The organism is Spirochaeta dissipatitropha (assembly GCF_054657935.1).
This window is the reverse complement of record NZ_BAAHXT010000002.1, coordinates 132576-153487: the sequence shown is the minus strand read 5'-3', so window position 1 is coordinate 153487 and position 20912 is coordinate 132576. Positions and strand designations below refer to the sequence as shown.

The following is a 20912-nucleotide window of genomic DNA, read 5'->3' as shown; positions in this document are numbered from 1 at the left end:
CTTAGAACACCAGCAATGCAGACGAAATGTACAACGGAGTATGGGGAATCAAGAGCCGAGAAGAATATTTACTGCTTCCAGGGGATCAGCGGCAGAGAGCAGTGCTTCACGCATTTCGGCATTTGTAAGAAGGCGGCTGACCTCTGTAAGGAATTTAATATGGGGCCCCCGGCGATCAAGGGGTGAAAGTGTAAAAAGAAATATTCTGGATATACTGCCATCCAGGGCATCAAAATCGATTCCCTCAGGCTTCAAGGCAAGAAATGCAATAAGCGAATCAACAGCCTCGGTCTTTCCATGGGGAATAGCGACTCCCAGTTCCATGCCGGTTGACATCCGCTCTTCCCGCTGCAGGACGCTGCTCAGGGCAGCGTCCCTGTCCTTGACCTCACCGGTAGCCATAGCAAGATCAACCAGTGACTCGATTACTTCTTGTTTCGTACTTCCGGACAGGTTTAAGCATACACGTTCCGGGGTCAGTATATCCGCCAGATTCATAATAGCTAACAGTACGAAGCATCATCACAAGTGTCAATCAGTTGCCGGGCTAATTATCGGGTTTTCTAAATTGCACTGATTATCAAAGCCGTCAGTACTATAAATACACATAAACTGACTGCAGCGAATACAAGTAAGGTTATCGTACTTCGTTTCATTTAATTCTCCCTGTCTGTTGCTTTGAGTAGCTTTTTACGAGCTCATCTATAGTTATTCCCAGATCATCCATCTCCTTGAACACCTTCGGCATCAGCTCTTCAAAAAATCTGTTTCGCCGGATGTTTCGTGCGAGTTCTCCGGCATTTTCTGCTACAAAATATCCTGTGCCTCGTGTAGACTCTGCCAGGTCGCGTTCAGCAAGAATCTGCAGGGCCCTGGCAGCAGTATTTGGATTCACTCCAAGGCTGGTGGCCAGATCCCGGGCCGAAGGTAAGCGCTCACTGCAGCTCAGAATTCCTGAAACAATCTGATCCTCGAGCATATCTGCGATCTGGGTAAAAATCGGCCTGTCATTACTGAACCGCATCCGCACCCTCCTTCTCTGATATCCGGAAATATGTAAACAACAGAGCGCAACCGGGAAACGCTACAAAGCGCCAGAAATCAAGCAATAACTGCAGTATATTTAATCTGGAGTTCAGTACATCATTACCGGATACTATAAATTTTCCATTGATCAGCTGTAACGTTCCGGTAAATTCCCGTCCTGCAAGTAAGATTCTGAATAGTGGTGTAATAATCATTACAAGTCCCAGAAATACCAGTGTACTCACACCCAGGGTCTTGATAATTGCATGCTTGCGGAATGCTGCTGAGCCGGCAATAAACAAGGGAATAATGGTCCACCAGGATAACAGAAGCTGCAGACCTGTCCTGTTAAAGGGCAGCCAGATACTACCAGCAGCTGTACCACCAACTGCCTGCAGACCATACAGAAGAGCAGAACCACCAACAGCAGCTGAGGCCGAAGCCAGAGGCCAGAGAATATAAAGCCACAGCAGGGTGGAGATGAATTTCTCCAGCCGGGATGCCGGAAGCAGGATCCATTCAGTACCTTCAGCACCATGCATATCCCTGAATCCTCGCCCGGCAAAATACAGCCCGAGAAGAAATATTCCAATTCCCCATGAGATCCCTTGATAACCTTGAGGACCAATTGTATTAATTGGCACTTCTTTTACCAGCATCAGCGAAACAAGGTTGAGGCCTATAACTACTCCGGCAGTAATCAGCGCAACCGGAAGATCAGCCAGTACCCTGTTATATGTCAGCCAGCACAAACGCTTCACATTAAAATCCACAGAAAAATCAGTCCGACTCATGACAAGGCCTCCTCAGGTTTGAATGTTTCATTCTTTTGACCAGCCATTACCCGTAATAAGCGGTCAGTACTATGTACAGCGGCCTCGAATACCATTTCCAGGTCCAGGGATGATCCCTGCTCCGCCATCAGAGCTGCCCAGCCAAGAGCATCCTTTCGCGCCGTAACTATTTCCTTTCCCTCGAGAGAATTAAGACGGGCACTGCTCAATCTGGAAGAGAGGTCTTCCATACTTGCCTCAAGAAGTGCCACGCCCTGGTGAATAAATATAAGTGGATCCATGAGATTCTCAAGATCTCTGACCTGATGAGTTGATAAAACCGTAATTCTATCTGAGTCCTGACCTGCCGAAAGAGCCCGCCGAAGCTGACCTTTTCCTGGAATATCAAGTCCATTTGTAGGTTCATCAAGAAGTAGAAGTCTGGCTCCTGAGGCAAGTGCTCCAGCAAGAGCAAACTTCTTTCGCTGACCATATGACCAGCGCGAGACCTTTTGTTCTTTTTCAAGCTCGAAATCCTGTACAAGCTCCATAAAATAACTGTGATCAAATCGGGGACGGAATACCGCAATCCTCTTGAGCCATTGATTCAATGTCATTGCCGGAGCGATCGGATCCTCGGGTACAAAGTACACATCCTCAAGATGTGCCGTTTCTCGTTTAGCAGGATTCCTTCCGAATAATTCAATGATCCCCTGCTGTGGCAGCACTGCTCCCGCAGCAAGCTTCAACAAGCTTGTCTTTCCCGCACCGTTCAGCCCCAGTAAACCATAGCAGTTCCCGGGTTCAAGGGTCAGATTCAGACCGGAAAACAGATCATGTTTCCTGTATCCGAAATCCACCGACTTCATTTGCAGCATAATTAACCTCTTAGTGTATTAGTGATGTAGGTAACTATAGTAACAGTCAAGTTTATTGTCAAGAGCTTTTTGCAATTTCCTTTTTAACAAAAAGCTCATCAAGTAATTGTTTTCTTGATTTGCCTGCGCTATTCTGTTTCGAAATGGAGGAAATATGCTGCATCTCTTCTACGCTGGCGGGATATTCATGTGGCCTATACTTGTCAGCTCGCTGATCGCATTTTCAATAATCTTCTATAGTTGTTATTCACTGCTTGTTTTTCACCGGAGAAGTGGAAGATTTATCGCCTTCCTTATTGGAAAAGGTAATCCAGACAATAACGATTTTATTGACATGCAGTCCAGAGATTTTTCTGATCCATCCGGCAAACGGATGGAACTGGCGCAGGAACAGGCTCAGCTGGAATTTGACAAGGCACTGCGTCCTCTGGAATTTCTCAGTGGCATTGGCAGCCTCGCACCTCTAATGGGCTTCATGGGAACAGTTTCGGGAATGATTATTTCCTTCAGTTCAATTGCTGAAGCCGAACGGGTTTCAGTAAATCTGGTTGCCGGCGGTATATCCGAGGCCCTTATCACCACCGGGTTCGGCCTGCTGGTAGCCATCAGCTGCCTTTTTGCAGAGAACATCTTCCGTTACTACCTGACCGCCAGAGCCCACAGGATCACAGAAGAGTTCACTAAAGCAGGTATGGAATAGACACATGGGAATCAAAATCGGAAAACCTTCAGGAATGCGGGATTTTTCCGGAGCTACCACCGATATCTCATTCCTGCTGATCGTATTCTTCCTGATCAGCGCAGTGTTCATCAGCGATGCAGGTCTGTTGCTGCGAAGCCCGCAAGAGGCTCCTGAACCCAGAGAGCTGAGCATTGATGATGTTCTGCTGATCGAGATTGCAGATAATTCTGATAACATCCGACTGAATGGAATCGATATACAATTCAGGGATCTACAGGAATCTGTGACTGATGCAATTCAGAAGCGAAATCCGGAGGCAGCTGTTATTCAGGCAGGTCCAGAGGTCAGTTACGGCAGAATACTCCAAAGTCTGGAGGCAGCGCGTTCAGCAGGCGTTGAGATTTTTTCTGTCAATACAGCCGACAACAGCAGAGCCGTAAATCTCGGCATGAATTCCAGAACAGTTCCGGTTGAGGAACGTCAACAATGAAGATTGAAATCCGGCGAAGGCGCCGGGGATTTGCTCCAGCCGCGATGGCCGACATCGCTTTCCTGCTTCTGATTTTTCTTATTACAACTACATCAATTGATACAGAGCTTGATCTTGAACTACCAGAATTCGCATACAGCCGGCAGTCTGATTTTGCGGAGACACTCAGAGTACGTCTGGATGCAGATGCTCAGCTTCATATCGAAAACCAGACAGCAGTTATTTCACGACTCCCTCAGCTGCTGCGTTTTCACTCAGCTGGATCCGATACCATCATAATGCTGGAAGCAGACAAAAATCTGCCATGGATTACAGTCGACGAACTGATTGCCGTAATCTCCTCTTCCGGTCACGAACAGATCGTGCTGGTCGCTGAAACACCTGGTGGATCAGCAATGCAGGACAAGCGGGAATGAGCAAAAAAACTGGCCCGGCGCGAGTGGCAGCCATTGCTGCCGCTGTTCTTCTACACATCGCAGTACTTTTCATGCTCCCTGGAACAGGATCTGCCGGTAATTCAGAATCACCTGCCAGTAGCGACTTTCCCTTGACCGCTGCACTCAGTATTCGTATTCCACAGCCAACACCCAGCCACACCGCTGTCAGAGAAATTCCGGAACTGGATCCCACAGACATGGAAGCTCCTATAGAAATAGATGAGGAACCTGAAGAACTCGAAGAACCAGATCCGGAAAATGAGCCTGACCCCGAACCGGAACCAGAGATTGAGCCGGAAATCGCTCTGAAACCTGATCAGGATCAGGATCAAACACAGGATCCATCAAATACAGAAAGCGGTGACCGATTCACTAGCGAAGGTAGCGCGGCAGCTGTTCATAGCGCAACAGGAGATAGTAATGGTGCGGGAGGCAGTAGAGGAACCGTCTTTCTTCCGATTTACCAGGTCGATTCCCGGCCCGAGATTATACAGAGGGCAGACCTGGTGTACCCGGAGGCAGCGCGCCGGCAAAACAGAGAAGGCAGCGTTGTAATAGAACTGGATCTGACGCAGAGCGGAAGTATTGAGTCCCATAGATTCATCCGTTCCGCAGGTCATGGCTTTGATGAGGCTGCGCTTGCCATGCTTATGCAGTCCAGCTTCTCACCGGCATACGTAGGACAAAGAGCGGTTGCTGTACGAGCAAGGTTCACTATTAATTTCAGGCTGCAGGATTGATCCTGTGTTATGCCCAGGGTTTAATTTTAAAGGATTTTGATTTATGAAAAAAAGAAGATCTGCGATTACAGGATTGTCTATTGCATTGCTGCTTGGCATCCTGAACTCCTGCCCTCTGACACCTCCTGTGCAGGATGACAATATCTGGACAATCCGTTCAAATTCCCCAATTACATCAACTGCCGTGAAATTTGGTGATCATATACTCGCAGTCAGCTTTCATGGGCAACTGTTCTGCATTGCACCGAAAACCGGCCGTATACAATGGGAGTTTGAAATAGGTGATCGGGTTATCTTCTCACCAATCGTCCAGGGAAACAAGATATTTGTCCATACTGCTACAGATGCTGTTGTAAAAATAGATGCGAGCAGCTCGAAACCAAGAAAACTCTGGTCAAGCGCTGATCTGCCTGGACAGGAAGCCCGAACCCCTTCGCAACCAATCGATATTGTCGGAAACACGATATATCGTTATAACTCCATCTATTTCAGACTCAGCAGCTTCAATGCAAATGATGGCAGCCTGATCATGGACCAATCTGTCAAGCCAACTCCTGAGGAAGACGACTTGTGGGAACTGTCTGCATCAGCAATCCCTGTCGAGGACTTTGACTATTTGATCAGTGAGAACCAGACAATACTTCACCTGTACAAAAATGGTCAGCTAATCAACCGGCTGGAAACAGAATTCCATGCCTGGTATGACACGCCAGCAACAAGCGAACCGTATACCCGGTATAAAACCTATACGGATGCCTTTGCATATAACGGCAAGGCCTGGTTTCTGGTTGAAGTCACTGATTGGGAACCAGAAGAGCCTGAGGATGAGGAAGAAGAAAATGATTACGACGATGAGTACACACAAAGGTTCAAACGGGTAGGTGATCCACGCCTGGTTCTCTACGAATTACGAGCTGATGGTATTGACTTCGATACAATAGACAGGGAATACCAGCTACCGGATGATGAAACAAGTTTTCCTGTCTATTGGGGTTCATATACACAGCATGAGAACTACATACAATTTCAGGACAATATTCTTGACAACAGCTGGAGCTTCAGATTCATGGAAAGAGATCTCAGCATTACCAGATATAGACTGGATGATATGAGCATTCAATTCTTCACAATTCCCCGACAGCTACTGAGCGGAGCCGTCTGGTATGATACAATAGCTTCTTATGAAGCAAAAAATGGTGATCTCCTGCTTCATATCGGTCAGAAAAAAGATTACGATTCACTGGATCCCATAGAATATTTCCTCTATCGTCTTCCTGCATTTTTCTCCCACCACAGTCCAGACCCTCCCCAGGCAGAACGACTGCACCGCCTTCAACCTGGGACCATTGCACCGGGATTGATGACGGATGACTATTTCATTATAAGTTACCGGGACAACACTATACGGGCATACGAGCATAACAGCGGACCTATCATCTCCTCAAGTCGAGCAATTCCAGGTGACCAGAAATGAAACATTTTAGCCGGATTCTGTTTTTTTCCTTCTTTTTCCTATGTCTAAACCATGGTCTTGAAGCTCTGGAAATACGCGGTTCTCTAGTCGATGCTCAAAGCGGAGAGCCGGTTGCCTGGGCTCTTGTGGTTATTCTGGAAACTGAGGAGCTGACCGAGAGTGAGGAAGACGGCAGCTTTGTACTCTTCAGTGAAATTGAAGGTCAGATCAGCCTCCGAATTATTTCAGACCAACATCTGACAATGGACGTGCAACTGGATAACATACCAGCCAGTCCGCTCAAAATAGAACTATCTCCGCTTGCCGTTGACATGGGCAGTATCGAGGCAACAGCTAGGCGGAGCAATGTGCGCAGCAGCGGTGCCGTCGATGAAGGTCAGATCAGGAGTACCGCAACCGGAGATAATCCTTTTGCACTGGTAGACCGGATGCCTGACGTTACAGTCCCATCACAACCGGCGCTTGATAACGATCATACCAGCGCTGTATTTCAGCTGGACAATGCTCTGGGCAGTCAGGTATTCAGCATGATTAATCCCTTCCACTACAGAGGGCTGCCTTATTACGCGAATGCCTATTATCTGAATATGCAGCTGCCCTTGTTCTACCAGTACTATTCCTTTGCAGGTGCTATGCTGAATTCTATTGTTCCCTCCAGAGTTGTTGCAGGAATGGACATGTTTGGAAACGGGCGTAATCCATCGATCGGGCCCGGGGCAGGCTTGCTCAGCTCTATGCGGCTGAGGGAGCCGTATAAAACCCTTGAGCAGGAACTCTACTTCACCAGCCTGGCGGCTGGTTATATACTGGATTGGGGTTCAGAGAGCGGAACAACAGGGCTACTGTTTTCTATCCGCAAATCACTGTTCGAGTTCACCTTTATTCCATTAGTCGTTGTATTGAACTCCAGATACCAATGGTATCTCCCTGCAGATGTAGACGGAGCGCCTCTCGGTTTTACACTGCTGCCAGGAACCATTGATGCACAGTTGAAATTCTACCATGAAATCAACGAGCAGAACCGGATTGAAATTGATGCACTTAATGCCAGCGGATACACACGATTAGGTTTTGAAGTCTACGACGGAGGTGTGAATTATTCATCCATTTATTATGTGGACATGGGATTCAGACATTTAAACCAGCAAAGTGGAATACTGGCATCATGGACCAGAAAGCACAATGAAAATCTGAACCTGAAATTCAGTCTTTATGATATTTTCAGCTGGACCGGTCGAGGAATCTGGGAAAAATGGATCGGAGGTGAACGCTACGAAACAAGCTACAATTACCCATTAAACGATGCCGGAGCATCACTATCGGCCGAATACACCTATGGTCCCGCAACAATCTTTACTGGTTTGTCAGGCAGATATCTCCTGGGTTGGTATGAACGACACAGTCACATGGATGAGGTAATGTATTACACGCCGCCTCAGGATGTGCCGCCAAAAAAAGGCCTGGAGACGGGTGAAGTAGCCTTCTGGTTCCATCCGCTCATTAGTATTGGTAAATTCGACATTGAACCTGGTCTGCGGCTCGACTGGTACGAGACGATACAGGCTGATACGATATTTGATCAAATACGGCTCAGCCCATCGCTGCATTTATACTATTTCCCGAAGGATCAACACAGTTTTCATCTCGGAGCTGCCATGCGTTCAGATCGATTTGATTACCTCACCCGTCATCTATTCGTATCACAGCAAGGAATGAATGTCGGATCAGAAAGTGAAGCTGAGGGGCAGATAATCCCCGATCGCATTGACGACCGATATGTGCAGTCAGAACCCTCACGCGTCTTTTCTGCTGAACTTGAATATTTGTTCGAGGGAACTGATCAACAGTTTTCAGCAGCTTTTCACGGCCTGCATGCAGACCGCTTGTCAGGTTTTGATTTTCAGAGTTTTCATGTCGGCAGCCCGGGCTTTACCAGAAGCAAAGATGGGTACTTCTTTACCGGCAGTGTCTCTGAAGAAGATGCCGGTTTCCGTGAAGCCCATAAACTTTGGTCTGCCGGAGTCAATCTCTCCGGAAGGATTATTTCAGACACCAAGGGGTTTGATGCATCATACAGTTGGGCAATGACCCGTTACCTTGTAAGTAAGCAGAAAGATGCTGCACCAGAATGGATTGTGCCAAACAGTGACACCAGTCATACCATAAAACTGTACGGCTACTTCATAACCAGTAAACTCTGGGAGTTCGGCAACACCTTACGAGTACATATTGGTATTCCCCAAACCCCAAACAAGATCATAGGAATTTATGATGGTTGGGAAGAAGGAAAAACCTATATTGCGTTCTCACCGATACCTGATAGTGTAAACAGCCTCAGGGACTATATGCCGCGATTCGGCTATGACTTCAAAATTTCAAAGACTTTTCTGAAACCGACATTCTGGGAACTGTATCTGGACGTAGCTAATGTAATCTCGTTCCCCAGATATTCGAGTCCTGCGGGAAGAACGATAGGATTCCGTGAACGGAACACTCTCGACAGGAAATACGACTGGTCCATAGTTTCATGGGCAGATTTCCCGTCTATGAGGATAGACCTGGGACTTCGCATAAGATTTTAGCAAACCCTACCTTTGAAATACTTGAAGTGCTATAATACAAACCTGTATTAGAAACCTGTTTGAAGGAGAGGTAGAATGCTGATTGAAGAAGGAACAAAGCTCGATTTCAAGGATGTCCTGTTCAAACCGATGAGGTCTACACTCAAGAGCAGATCCGAGGTAGATCTGAACAGAAAGATCAAATTCCGTCATTCCCCGCATACCTGGGAAGGTATTCCGGTAATGGCAGCAAATATGGATACTACCGGAACTTTCGAAATTGCCGATAAATTCATGCAGTACAAAATGCTGACTACCATTCACAAGCACTACTCCATAGCTGAATGGAAGGATTTTATTGCAGGGAAGGACCGGACGCAGCTGGCAGAGTATGTAATACCATCAATGGGAACATCGGAAAAGGATCTGGAACAAATCAGAAAATTATTCAGTCTGGGAGTCGGGTTCAAATTTCTATGTATAGACGTGGCTAACGGCTACAGTGAGTTTTTCTCTGATTTCGTCCGGGAAATCCGCAATGAATTCCCCGAAATTATTCTTATAGCCGGTAATGTCGTTTCGGGCGATATGACGCAGGAGCTGATTTTATCCGGAGCTGACATCGTCAAGGTTGGAATTGGTCCAGGCAGCGCCTGCACCACAAGAATCCAGACCGGAGTTGGAATGAGCCAGTTGTCAGCCATTATAGACTGTGCCAATGTTGCGCATGGACTGGATGGACACATAATCGGCGATGGCGGATGTACGTGCCCGGGAGATGTAGCAAAGGCTTTTGGAGGCGGTGCTGACTTTGTTATGATTGGAGGCCTGTTCGCCGGCCATGATGAATCTGGAGGAGAAATTATTGAGGAGGTTCACATGACGAGCAGAATGGAAGTTGACAGCAATGGAAATGTACTCGGGCCTCAATACATAACAAAGCGTTTCAAGACTTTTTATGGTATGTCATCCAGGAAGGCTAACGAAAAGTATGCCGGCGGTCTGAAAGATTATCGCTCTTCAGAAGGCCGGGAGGTCAAAATTCCCTACCGCGGACCTATTGAAGCGACAATCATCGATCTTACTGGAGGCCTTCGCTCTGCATGCACCTACATCGGGGCCAGAACAATCAAGGATCTTCCGAAATGCACTACATTTGTTCGGGTCAGCAATCAATACAACACTTTGTTCGCACAATAAAAAGACCGTAAGTATCAGGTACTTTATATGAAAACAATCGAAGTGGCGGCAGCTGTTTTAGAGCATAAGGGCACATTCTTCTGTGCCCAGCGTGCTGAATCAGGAGAGGAAGCAATGAAATGGGAGTTCCCCGGAGGCAAAGTAGAAACCGGTGAACTGCATAGCGAGACTCTTGTACGTGAATTCAAGGAAGAACTGGCTATCAGGATTACACCTGGTCTGCATCTCCTGACAGTCGAACACAGCTATCCGACATATAATCTGCGTATGTATGTTTATATGGCACACCTGTCCGGCTGTAAGGTCGAAGACATCCGTTTACATGAGCACAAGGATGCACAGTGGCTTTCTCCATATGAAATGAAAAAACTGGATTGGGCAAGTGCCGATCTGCCTGTAGTTGAAAGACTTATACATGAGGAAACTGCAGGAATTTCTGCAGGATCTATTATGAAACCCTGATCTCCATCAGCTCTGAAAACAGCTTTCCGATCCGCTCAATGTTCTGTCTGCCAATCGATTGAACACGATCAGTTTCAGTAAGGATATGCTCCGTGTCCGTCTTCAAGGACTCCAGTTTTATAAGGATTTCCTTGCTGTACTCTTCGACCCTGGATATCTGATCTCCGACAGAGTTCATTTCTGCTTCGGTTTGACCTGCCGCCCCTGCAAAGGATTCATACATCTGCAGTGTTGCTGCTGTGTGTGAGGTCATATCGTTGGTGCCCACGCTCAATTCCTTCAAACCGGCAAGGATTTCCTCGATTGCCTCCTTTACAGCCCCAACTTCATGTACAGTATTCTCAAAAATCCGCAAGGTTTCAGTACTGCGCTGTGAAGCCTGCTCTACCTCGCTGCTGTTCTCTTCAAGAGTTGCATGTATCGTAACCAGATTCTCCCTTGTCTGTTCGGCAAGCTTCCGGATTTCCTCGGCAACGACTGCAAATCCTTTGCCTGCTTCACCTGCATGAGCAGCCTCTATTGCAGCATTCATGGATAACAGATCCGTCTGGGAAGAAATATTCTCGATAACTGTAATAATCTCAAGAATACTTTCAGCACGTCGATTTACAGAGGAGATCAGCTCGGTGACCGCTCCCAGACTTTCGCCACCCTGCCGGGCGCTCTTCATTAAACTATCTACTGATGAACGACGGGTGGTTGATACCTCAGTAAGGCTCCTGATACTGGCAGACATTTCTTCAACAGCAGCAGAGGTTGTCTGTATCTGCTCGTGGTAAGCCTGTAGATCCCGGGACATTCTTCGGCTTGCCTGCAATACGGTCTGATTCGAAGCGTTGGTATCATGCACGATACCACTGAAAGCATCGAGGTGGACACGAATTTCATCCAGTCCGTGATCGATATCCCTCGCCAATCCTTGTGACCTCCCGGCAGAATCCGAGAGGTCTTCTCCGATTGATATACTGTCTTTCGAGGAGGTAACAAGCTCTGACACACGCTGATAACGGCGTTTGTTCTTCTCGAGATCAGCATAACTGCGTTCTCTGGCCTGTTTGGTAACCGAGCTGTACATCATACTCACCACATATACAAGAAAAATCGTGGGCGTACTGTTAGAGACACCGGCAACCGCAGCTTCAAGGGCCTGACCGCTCAACTGCGGGGCAGCCATAACATAGAAAACAACATTGCTGACAAGGGCAAACAGGGCTATCAGGCTCAGAAATACCCGGCTGGTAAACATTGCAGACAGAACAATCAGGAAAAAGTAGTAGTACATCTCCGCCGAGAAGCCGGTGTAGGCTATACCTTGCCAGATCTTGGAAAACCTCGCCAGAGTCACCAGAGCAGTAGTACATATCAGGAAGGTAATCGCAGAACTCTCCAGGAACCCCTGCCTCAGCATAAAGAGAGATATGGAAATCAGTAAAATCAGCACAGCAGCAATTATGGAAACACGAAGCAGTGCACCTCGGTTAGCAATGCTGTAGAAAAAAACCAGAAGCAGGAGCATGCCCATTATCGCGAAATTAAACACAGTGTAATAACGTGCCTTCTGCCTAAGAAGCCGGTCACTTGCCGGGTATTTTTTAAGGAAAAAATCTATGAGCACAATCGAATCCTTCTATTGATGAAGTCTAAGCTATTGGATTCCTGCAATCAACAGGCAGGCTCACAAAAAACTGTCCCGTCATGACTCCGCAGCAGGATTATGTTATTCTGTCCCACATGAACTACCAACTTATTGCCTTTGATATGGATGACACCTTACTTGACAGCAATCGCATAATCAGCCCGGAAAACAGGTATGCATTACTTGAGCTTCATAAGCTCGGAATAAAGATAGTCCTCTGTTCCGGACGACCTTCAATCAGCCTGCTGGGCATAGCCAGAGAGCTTTTTGCGGATACTGCAGATGAATACATTATCGGCTTTAATGGTGCAGCTATAGTTTCAGTTTCTGATGCGGAAGAACTGAGCAGCATGCCCGTTCCGGAATCTGCCGGATTGAGGATTCTGGATACTGCCCGCAGATGCGGAATACTCCTGCAGGCATACCAGGGCAAAAGATTTTATACCGAGAGAGACGATGCACGGGCCAGAGCATACAGCCAGTCAGTCGGAATGCCTCTGGAAATAGTAGCGGACCTCGGAGCAGTAATCCGCAGCGGCAGCCTGAAACTGTTAATGAATGCACCTCACAACGATCTGCTCCCGATACAGCAACAACTACAGCAATTTGCAGACAATGGTGAATTCCATATGGTGTTCTCCAAGCCTGACTATCTGGAGATAGTTCACCCCGAAGTAAATAAGGGAGCAGGTCTCAGAAAGCTTTGCCACATGCTTGGCATAGAAATGTCAGCAGCAATAGCAGTCGGAGACAGCAGCAATGACCGTGAAATGATTGAAGCAGCCGGAACTGGAATTGCTGTTGCCAATGCACGCCCGGAAATCAAGGCTATTGCAGACATTGTACTTGATTCAGACCACAATCAGGCAATAGTCACGGAGATTATTAAAAAGCTTGGTCTACTGTAAGTGTACGAAACAACTCTCGGTGAAGGACATCCTATCCCAGCAATAGCAGCTTATAAATTTGACATATGGGTAAAAGGTATTAGAATGGAAATCATAAGAGATAATAATGGGAACAGATACCAAGGCCCGACATGCGGAACTCCGGACAGCTGTCATCAAATACCTCGACACCTATTTTCTGAACAGGGACTTTGAAGGTATGCTGCCGCTTCTCAGCCCGGAAATGAATGGCATCGGCACCGCTTCAGATGAAATAGCCTTAAGTTATCCCCGGAGTATAGAGATCTACAGCCGGGATTTTTCCCAGGCACCGAACCCGGTGCATTATGCAATAAAGGAACTGGACATCAGTTTCCCCTCGAAGACCACCGGTCTGGCAATCGCTGTGTTTGATATAAGTACCAGAATAGGAGAACAAACGCTGCAGATGAACGACATGCGCAGCACTTTGCTCTTTGTGAGGCAGGATAAAGCCTGGCTTCTACAGCATAATCACATATCTATGCCTGCTGAAGATCATACTGATGAGTCCTATCCTCTGAAAGCACTGGAAAAAAGAAATACCGAGCTTCAGGGTCTGGTCAGAGAAAAAACTGCCGAACTGGAAGCTGCTCTTGAAAAGAAAGACTTCTATATGAGGGAACTCAACCATCGGGTCAAAAACAACCTGAGCCTTATTTCTTCGCTTATCAGCCTCAAGGAAATGGACGCGGATCAGGATCTTTCAGATCTGCAAGGAAGAATACATGCGATCGGGCTTGTCCACGATAAACTGTATCATACCGACAGCGCCAGCAGCCTGTCCATCCGTGAATATCTGACAGATCTGCTTGAGAGCATTTTCCCGACTCTGAGTCCCTACCAGGTAGAGCTTGAGCTTGATATTGCGGATATCGAAATCGAGTCCAAGCTGCTGCTCAACCTCGGACTGATTGTAAATGAAATCGCCATTAATGCAATTAAATACGGATTCTGTCCGGAGAGTCCTTCCCGATTCAGTCTCAGTCTCAGTCACGGACACGATGTCGACACAGACACCCGCGATCCGGGATCCGAATCAATAACTGATGAAGTGAACCGGCAATTAGTACTCAAAGCAAGCAACTCCGGAGCCCCGTTTTCAGAAACTATCAACGACAGCACCGCCCTTGTACTCATAAGAGCTCTGGTCAACCAGATAAAAGGCAGCATGCAGCTCAGAAAAACCCCGACAACCGCATATACTATCACCTTTCCCGTCCAGGATTCGGTATAAGGGAATAGCTATTCCTGGTTGACATCCTCCATCGCATTCTCCAGGGCAGTTCCATGTTCTTCCAGTGCGACGGCTATCTCCCGGATTTGATTGATTGCAATGGCAATACTGTTGACACGGTTTTCGATTGCAGTGGTTCCTTCCTCCACGGATTGCACGGCAGCTTCAGTTTGAGAGCTGACCTGCTGCATCTGTTCCTGATCCTGTGAAGCATGCTGCAGAACCGAGCTGAGTTCCTGGGTCTGGCTGTTCAGTATTTCAATACTCTGCAGAATTTCCCGACTTCCGGCATTGAGCTCATGAGTACTGAGACTGACCTCCTTGAGACCATTCAACACCTCGCGTACATCCTCATTGATCTGACCGAAGCTCTCTGATGATTCGAGAATCGTTGTATTCGAGTTCTCAATGCTATGAATAAGTCCCTGAAGATTCTGCTTGATCTGTCTGGCACTGCCAGCACTTGATTCGGCAAGCTTGCGGATTTCATCAGCAACAACCGCAAAGCCGCGCCCCGCCTCACCAGCATGAGCCGCTTCGATTGCTGCATTCATTGCCAGTAGATTTGTCTGACTTGCTACCCCGGATATGACAGCGATCATATCATCAATCTTGCTTATATTATTCAGTACGTCCTTGCTGGCCTCCGCAGCCTTGCTAAGGTTCTCACTACCGGCAACCGATGTTTCCATGAGGTGTTGAGCATTCTTCTGCCGCTGATCCACGACCGTACTGACATTAGAAATGGAAGCCGCCATCTCTTCGATTGCTGCACTGGATTCAGTGACATGACTCATCTGATTCTGTGCTGCAGCAGTTAGTTTCAGGAAATTCTCTCCAGTGTTACTGATAACCAAACTGGTTTTATCTGCATTTGCGCGTAAATGCTGCATACGCTTTCCGATATCATGGATTGCATCAAGGATATTCGACAGATAATCGGTTGCCTGTGTACCTGCCTGATCCAGACCTGAATGCAGTTTAAACTGCTCCCCGGCAGCAATAACGAGCTTTTCAGCAGCATCATGTTGACGCTTGGCCTTCAAACGCTCCTGATCCACAAGTTTCAGGGTATGCTGGTTTTTCCAGTAGAGCAGCCCGGCCTGTATGACCACCGCTAAGAAATACAGCACAGCTGATGTATGATCAGTCATTACCCTGCTTTCCCAGTCAGTCGCTGAGGATACTCCATCTACAGATGTCGCCGAACTCGCCGCATCTGCCAGTCCAGCCGCAGATAGTTCGGAAAACCCGAATACCACCGAGACAATAACCTGAACTGCCAGAAGAATAAGAATCGCTCCAAAAATGCGGTAACTGTCAAAAAGCATGGAAGCACTGAGAATAATTCCCGCTGCTGACAATACTGCAATAGCTACCTGAGCATTTCCGCTCTGCAACTGAAAATACAGGGCTATCAGCTCTACAAGGTATACCGTAATAATTGTTATCCAGACTGCAAGATCAAGTTTACCAAAACGCAGCAGCAGCACTGCAGAAAACAGCACAACGACACCAGCTGCAAACCATGGTTGTATGTAGCCAGCTATAATAATACGCGCGGTGAAAGAAAAAATAAAAACCCCGGCATAGAGCAGCTGTAGCCCCAGCAAAGCCGGGGCTTTCAGACGGCGGTTCACCGGCTCATCTGCGTACGGGAGGGTAATAAAGTCTAACATCGTCATTAACTCCTGATAATAATCCTAAATTATTGAGAATCATGAATCAAGTAAACGGGATATGAAAAGCAAATTGACCAGAGGAAATTGCAAGTAATTTTGCAATTTCCTCTGGAGTAATAAGAATGAATGGAAAGCAACAGTATAATCGCGTACAATAAATGAGAGCCATGAACCAGAATACACACGATTCAAGAGATGAAACCTCAAGTGGTTGCCCACAGAGAGATTCAGACATTGCCTACACTCGACTGCGTGTTATCTCGACCCAGGTCAATCGGGTTTCTGATGCGGAATACCTGCATTTAAGCCGCTATTTTGAAGAGCTCGCGGACATAAGCTTGTCTGAAGCTCTGGGACATACAGTAATCCAGCTGCATGGTTCCGACAGCAATAGCTGCTCCAGCTGGATGCTCGAATGTTTAGATGCAGCGGTCAATGGAAAGGACTGCCCGAAGGAGTTTTATAGCTTACATACGAGAAAACTCTACAGTGGTCAAGCCTACCACTTGCTGGACCATGAATATTTACTGATCTGTACCGATATCACTGCAGAGCAGATAATCAGTCAAACTGCTACAAAAATCAGTGGTTATACAGCTGCCTCAATCGATTACAAGTATATAGCACATCAGATGAGGCTCCTGACCGGCTCAGATTACGCGGCCCTCAATATACGTCATGACAGCGAAAGCTTCACAACTGTTGCGATATCCGGTATTAAGAAGAATATCGAGCAAGCAGCTGAACTGATCGGTTTTCCACTGACAGGACGGCAATGGGACCGCGACATCGACAAAGAAAGTAGAATACAAAACCACAAGACCACAATCTTTCCGAGACTGAGAGATATGATCAATGGTGTAATTCCTTCCCGGATTGTGCAGGTAGTAGAGACCATGTTTCATATTGGCGATACTGCAGTAATCAAGACAGCCGAAGAAAATGCTGCAGTTCTCGGAGATTTCACTCTGCTCTTCAGAAAGGGCAGACATCTACAGCACCAGAGTGCAGCTGAGACCCTTGCTGATATGACAGGCATGATGCTGAACCGCTTGCAGAGCGAAAATGAAAACAAGCAAAATGTACAGCAGCTGGAAAGAATACTGAATAACATGCAGGACGTAATTATTTCCTTCTCCTGCCCCGATACAGATACTATCCTGTTTATCAGCCCCTCAGCGATGAATCTTTTCGGTCTTCCAGCAGAGAGTTTTCTGGAAAATCCCAGACAGCTGTTCACCAGGATTCATCCAGATGACAGAGAGGCTGTCAGACAGTCACAAAAAACGGTATTGGATCAGGCTTATGTGGATCTGGAATTCCGTATAGTTCACACAGACGGCTTCATTCGCTGGATATATGCTCGCTGCAGAAAAGTTCATGACGAGCGTGGAGAAGCCGCGAGTATCGACTGTGTGCTGACAGATATCAGTATTCGGGTAGCCACCGAAGGGGCGTTGAAGAACAGTGAGTACAGTCTGAGGGAACGAGTTAAAGAACTCAACGGCCTCAATGCCTTTATTACCCTTACAGAGGAAACTGACTGTATGGACGAGGTTTTTTCTGAACTGGTTTCCAGCATCATTCCCGGCAGTATGCAGTTTGTCGATAAAGTCTACGCATCACTAACCATCAATGGTAAACATTTCAGCAATATTTCCGGATACCAGGTTCCTGAGCACCGTGAAATCCTGTCTGCACCCGTCATGATTATGGGGCGACAGGCGGGATTTCTTTCAGTTACATATACAGAGGAGCTGCCCTTCATCGATCTATATGAAGAAAACCTTATTCGTGCATATGCTGATCGAATTTCTCTGGTGTCAGAACACCGGGAAACCGTCCGTGAACTAAAAGACGCCAAAGAAGCGGCAGAAGCCGCAAGCAAGGCCAAAACCGAATTTCTTGCTAACATGAGTCATGAAATCCGCACTCCCCTGAATGGAATAATCGGCTTCACCGACTTACTGCAGTCAACGAATCTCGATCCTGTTCAGCGTCAATTTGTCAAGGATGTTCACACCTCAGGTCATGCCCTTCTGGAAGTGGTCAACGATATTCTTGATTTTTCCAAAATTGAAGCAGGTATGCTTGAATTGGAGTCTGTAAAAACGGATCTGCCTGAACTGCTTGAACAGGTGAGCGATTTAGTCAAATTCACAGCTGACCAGAAAAACATAGAAGTTCTATTAAGCCTGGACAGCAGAGCGCCTCGTCATATATATGTCGACTCGGTGCGCCTTAAACAGGTGCTCTCTAACCTTATGAGCAATGCTGTCAAATTCACTGCAGCTGGAGAAATCGAACTTCGGCTCGATTTTGTTCCCGGAGATGACACAATCGGAAAATTCAATTTCCAGGTTCGCGACACCGGTATCGGAATTCCATTGGAACAACAGGATAAGCTGTTCAAGGCATTTTCCCAGGGCGACAGTTCCACAACCCGCCGGTTCGGAGGAACAGGTTTGGGACTCATAATTTCTGACAGGATCATTAAAGCCATGAATGGTAAAATCAGTATGACAAGTCTGGAAGGTCAGGGTACAAACTTCTATTTCAGTCTGGATCTACCGTTCGAGAGGAGCCACGACGATTTTCCGAAGACCAACTGGCTGAAACGAGTTCTGGTGGTAGATGACAATACCGGCAGCCGGCAGATTACCTGCAGAATTCTGGAGGGATGGAATATAGAACATAGTTGCTACAGCAATGGACCACAGGTGCTTTCCATACTCGAACAGGACAGTAATTTCGATATGATTCTCTGTGATCAGCGTATGCCTGAATTGAATGGAACCGAGGTGTTCCAGAAAATCCTGCTTAAGGCAGGCAGAAACACCAGAGAGATTCCATTTGTGCTCATGCATTCTTCCACAGAGGATTCAGAACTTCATGACAGATGCAAACAGCTTGGTATACTTTATAGAATAAGCAAGCCGGTAAATGCAGGAAAACTACTGCAGGTAATAAGCAAAGTACAGCTCGTTCACGACAGCAGTCCCGATTTCAATCCTATCGGCGAATCAAGGGAGGCTTCTCTGCCGGATTCCGGCTCTTCCCGCTCTTCCGGTAAGCAGCTGAAAGTTCTGATAGCCGAAGACTCCAGAATCAATATGCGTCTGGTAAGCGCACTGCTGGCCAAACTGCTGCCCGATACAAAAATACTCAAAGCTGTAAACGGTAAAGAGGCCGTTGACCTGTTCAGGAAACACATGCCTGATCTGATTCTGATGGATGTACAGATGCCTGAAGTAGATGGGAACGAAGCGGTCCGCACTATCAGGGATATAGAGAGCGGTTCACGCAGACATGTCGCAGTTATAGCATTAACAGCCGGAGCATCCCGTGAAGAACGGCAGCAATGCATTGAAGCAGGAATGAATGGATTCATCAGCAAACCGGTAGAAGCTGATGAACTCAAATCAGAAATCGCACGTCTGCTCGGCGCCGATTTTCATGAGCCGGACTCTACTTGAAGCTTTTTACAAGCTCCCCTTTTTTTAAACTTTTCTCTTGCGAATATATGATTGATACCTCAGTATATGGTATATGTCATATATTGAAGCTGTAGTTATTGGAGCAGGTCCGATAGGAATCGAAATAGCGGCAAATCTGAAAGCAAACGGTATCAGCTACCGGCATTTTGAGGCAGGCCAGATCGGAAACACGATCAGCTGGTGGCCAAGAAACACCCAGTTTTTCAGCAGTCCGGAATGGATCGCGATTGCCGGAATCCCTATTCAGACTGTTAATCAAGAGCTGATCACCGGGGAACAGTACCTGGCATACCTTCGTTCTGTAGTAGAAATTCTGGATCTGGAAATTGAAACTTATTGTAAGGTAGTCTCGATTGCACGCGAGAGTGATCATTTTGTACTGCTGGTGGAGGATTTGAAAGGCCGTGAGGAACTGAAGGCAGGAAAGATCATTTTCGCTGGTGGAGATATGGCAAAGCCGCGCATGCTGGGAATCGAGGGTGAGGATCTCCCTCATGTCAGCCATTATTTCACAGATCCGCACCGCTATTTCCAGAAGGACTTACTGATAGTCGGAGGCCGGAATTCTGCAATGGAAGCCGCCTTGCGCTGCTGGCGGGCCGGGGCCCGGGTAAGCATCAGTTACCGTCGAAAGGAAATCATAAAAGACCGCGTCATTTCACGCCTGTTTCTGGAAATCGAACTCTTGATATCCCGTGGACAGATTAAATTCTATCCTGAAACCGAGTTGCGTAAAATCAGCAGAACAGAAGTCGAACTTGAAGTAGCCTCCCGAGAGGAAGGAGGAGACGACAAGTGGCCTGCATCCGGAAGGCTGCAGCTGTCTCCGGATTTCGTCTTGTTATGCACCGGTTTTTCCCCTGACCACGACTTACTCGATCAGCTCGATATCGAACGCAGTGGGACGGAGCTGATGCCGCTGCTGAACCCGGAAACAATGGAAACAAATGTGCCAGGGGTCTACGTTGCTGGCACCGCTGCCGCAGGAGATCAGAATGTGTACCGTACCTTTATAACCACCAGTCATGTACATGCCGAGAAGATTGTGAAGCATATTCTGCCTGATGCACAGATCCGAACCGGCAATATTTCCGTCCGGGACTACAGCCTGAGTAGCAAGGATATTGAATAACGAGACTGATGCCTGCATCAAGATGTAGATCGCTATCAAACACGCTCATACCCCATAAATTTACTCATCAATATAGTTT

At 47.1% G+C, this 20912-nt stretch carries 18 protein-coding genes; 12 read left to right on the top strand and 6 right to left on the bottom strand.

Going from position 1 to position 20912, the window contains the following annotated elements; all coding sequences use genetic code 11:
* Positions 1-48: 48 nt before the first annotated feature.
* From ACYQ2L_RS02575 to ACYQ2L_RS02560, 4 genes are all read right to left on the bottom strand, one after another.
* On the bottom strand, positions 49-498 hold the full coding sequence (locus ACYQ2L_RS02575; RefSeq protein ID WP_460050735.1) for a PTS sugar transporter subunit IIA: 450 nt from the start codon (positions 496-498) through the stop codon (positions 49-51).
* A gap of 154 nt (positions 499-652) precedes the next feature.
* Positions 653-1024 carry a GntR family transcriptional regulator gene (locus tag ACYQ2L_RS02570; protein ID WP_460050733.1) on the bottom strand — a complete coding sequence of 124 codons (372 nt, stop codon included), beginning with the start codon at positions 1022-1024 and terminating at the stop codon, positions 653-655.
* Positions 1011-1820, bottom strand: a complete 810-nt coding sequence (locus ACYQ2L_RS02565) for a hypothetical protein (RefSeq protein WP_460050731.1) — start codon at positions 1818-1820, stop codon at positions 1011-1013. The genes ACYQ2L_RS02570 and ACYQ2L_RS02565 overlap by 14 nt, the downstream gene beginning before the upstream one ends.
* Positions 1817-2677, bottom strand: coding sequence for an ATP-binding cassette domain-containing protein (locus tag ACYQ2L_RS02560; RefSeq protein ID WP_460050729.1), 861 nt, complete (start codon positions 2675-2677; stop codon positions 1817-1819). The genes ACYQ2L_RS02565 and ACYQ2L_RS02560 overlap by 4 nt, the downstream gene beginning before the upstream one ends.
* Before the next feature lie 154 nt (positions 2678-2831).
* On the opposite strand from ACYQ2L_RS02560, the gene ACYQ2L_RS02555 reads away from it, so the two are divergent.
* The 8 genes from ACYQ2L_RS02555 (at position 2832) to ACYQ2L_RS02520 (ending at position 10723) form a co-directional block, all read left to right on the top strand.
* Positions 2832-3377, top strand: coding sequence for a MotA/TolQ/ExbB proton channel family protein (locus ACYQ2L_RS02555; RefSeq protein WP_460050727.1), 546 nt, complete (start codon positions 2832-2834; stop codon positions 3375-3377).
* Between the two features lie 4 nt (positions 3378-3381).
* On the top strand, positions 3382-3849 hold the full coding sequence (locus tag ACYQ2L_RS02550; RefSeq protein ID WP_460050725.1) for an ExbD/TolR family protein: 468 nt from the start codon (positions 3382-3384) through the stop codon (positions 3847-3849).
* Complete coding sequence (locus tag ACYQ2L_RS02545) at positions 3846-4265, top strand: ExbD/TolR family protein (protein ID WP_460050723.1); 420 nt, start codon at positions 3846-3848, stop codon at positions 4263-4265. Before ACYQ2L_RS02550 ends, ACYQ2L_RS02545 begins: the two co-directional genes overlap by 4 nt.
* Positions 4262-5026, top strand: a complete 765-nt coding sequence (locus tag ACYQ2L_RS02540; protein ID WP_460050721.1) for an energy transducer TonB — start codon at positions 4262-4264, stop codon at positions 5024-5026. Before ACYQ2L_RS02545 ends, ACYQ2L_RS02540 begins: the two co-directional genes overlap by 4 nt.
* Before the next feature lie 43 nt (positions 5027-5069).
* Positions 5070-6500, top strand: coding sequence for an outer membrane protein assembly factor BamB family protein (locus ACYQ2L_RS02535; protein ID WP_460050719.1), 1431 nt, complete (start codon positions 5070-5072; stop codon positions 6498-6500).
* Positions 6497-9082 (top strand): TonB-dependent receptor, encoded by a 2586-nt coding sequence (locus tag ACYQ2L_RS02530; RefSeq protein WP_460050717.1) that lies wholly within the window; start codon positions 6497-6499, stop codon positions 9080-9082. The genes ACYQ2L_RS02535 and ACYQ2L_RS02530 overlap by 4 nt, the downstream gene beginning before the upstream one ends.
* Before the next feature lie 75 nt (positions 9083-9157).
* Positions 9158-10261: a GMP reductase gene (locus ACYQ2L_RS02525; protein ID WP_460050715.1), complete on the top strand. Its 1104-nt coding sequence runs from the start codon at positions 9158-9160 to the stop codon at positions 10259-10261.
* Between the two features lie 27 nt (positions 10262-10288).
* The gene (locus ACYQ2L_RS02520; protein WP_460050712.1) at positions 10289-10723 is read left to right on the top strand and encodes a (deoxy)nucleoside triphosphate pyrophosphohydrolase; all 435 of its coding nucleotides are present in this window, start codon (positions 10289-10291) and stop codon (positions 10721-10723) included.
* On the opposite strand, the gene ACYQ2L_RS02515 is transcribed toward ACYQ2L_RS02520, so the two are convergent.
* A complete protein-coding gene (locus ACYQ2L_RS02515; protein WP_460050710.1) occupies positions 10710-12338 on the bottom strand; it encodes a methyl-accepting chemotaxis protein in 1629 nt (542 codons plus the stop codon). The two genes, ACYQ2L_RS02520 and ACYQ2L_RS02515, sit on opposite strands and share 14 nt — an antisense overlap.
* Before the next feature lie 116 nt (positions 12339-12454).
* Between ACYQ2L_RS02515 and ACYQ2L_RS02510 the strand changes: the two genes are divergently transcribed.
* Together ACYQ2L_RS02510 and ACYQ2L_RS02505 are read left to right on the top strand one after the other, a co-directional pair.
* Complete coding sequence (locus ACYQ2L_RS02510; protein ID WP_460050709.1) at positions 12455-13267, top strand: Cof-type HAD-IIB family hydrolase; 813 nt, start codon at positions 12455-12457, stop codon at positions 13265-13267.
* Positions 13268-13373: 106 nt separating this feature from the next.
* Positions 13374-14522: a histidine kinase dimerization/phosphoacceptor domain -containing protein gene (locus ACYQ2L_RS02505; protein WP_460050708.1), complete on the top strand. Its 1149-nt coding sequence runs from the start codon at positions 13374-13376 to the stop codon at positions 14520-14522.
* A gap of 8 nt (positions 14523-14530) precedes the next feature.
* On the opposite strand, the gene ACYQ2L_RS02500 is transcribed toward ACYQ2L_RS02505, so the two are convergent.
* On the bottom strand, positions 14531-16201 hold the full coding sequence (locus tag ACYQ2L_RS02500) for a methyl-accepting chemotaxis protein (protein ID WP_460050707.1): 1671 nt from the start codon (positions 16199-16201) through the stop codon (positions 14531-14533).
* Positions 16202-16371: 170 nt separating this feature from the next.
* Here ACYQ2L_RS02500 and ACYQ2L_RS02495 point away from each other — a divergent pair, with 170 nt between their 5' ends.
* Entirely contained in the window at positions 16372-19680 is a 3309-nt protein-coding gene (locus ACYQ2L_RS02495; protein WP_460050705.1) for a response regulator, read from the top strand.
* A gap of 73 nt (positions 19681-19753) precedes the next feature.
* Positions 19754-20833: an NAD(P)-binding domain-containing protein gene (locus tag ACYQ2L_RS02490; protein ID WP_460050703.1), complete on the top strand. Its 1080-nt coding sequence runs from the start codon at positions 19754-19756 to the stop codon at positions 20831-20833.
* The last annotated feature ends 79 nt before the right edge of the window (positions 20834-20912 follow it).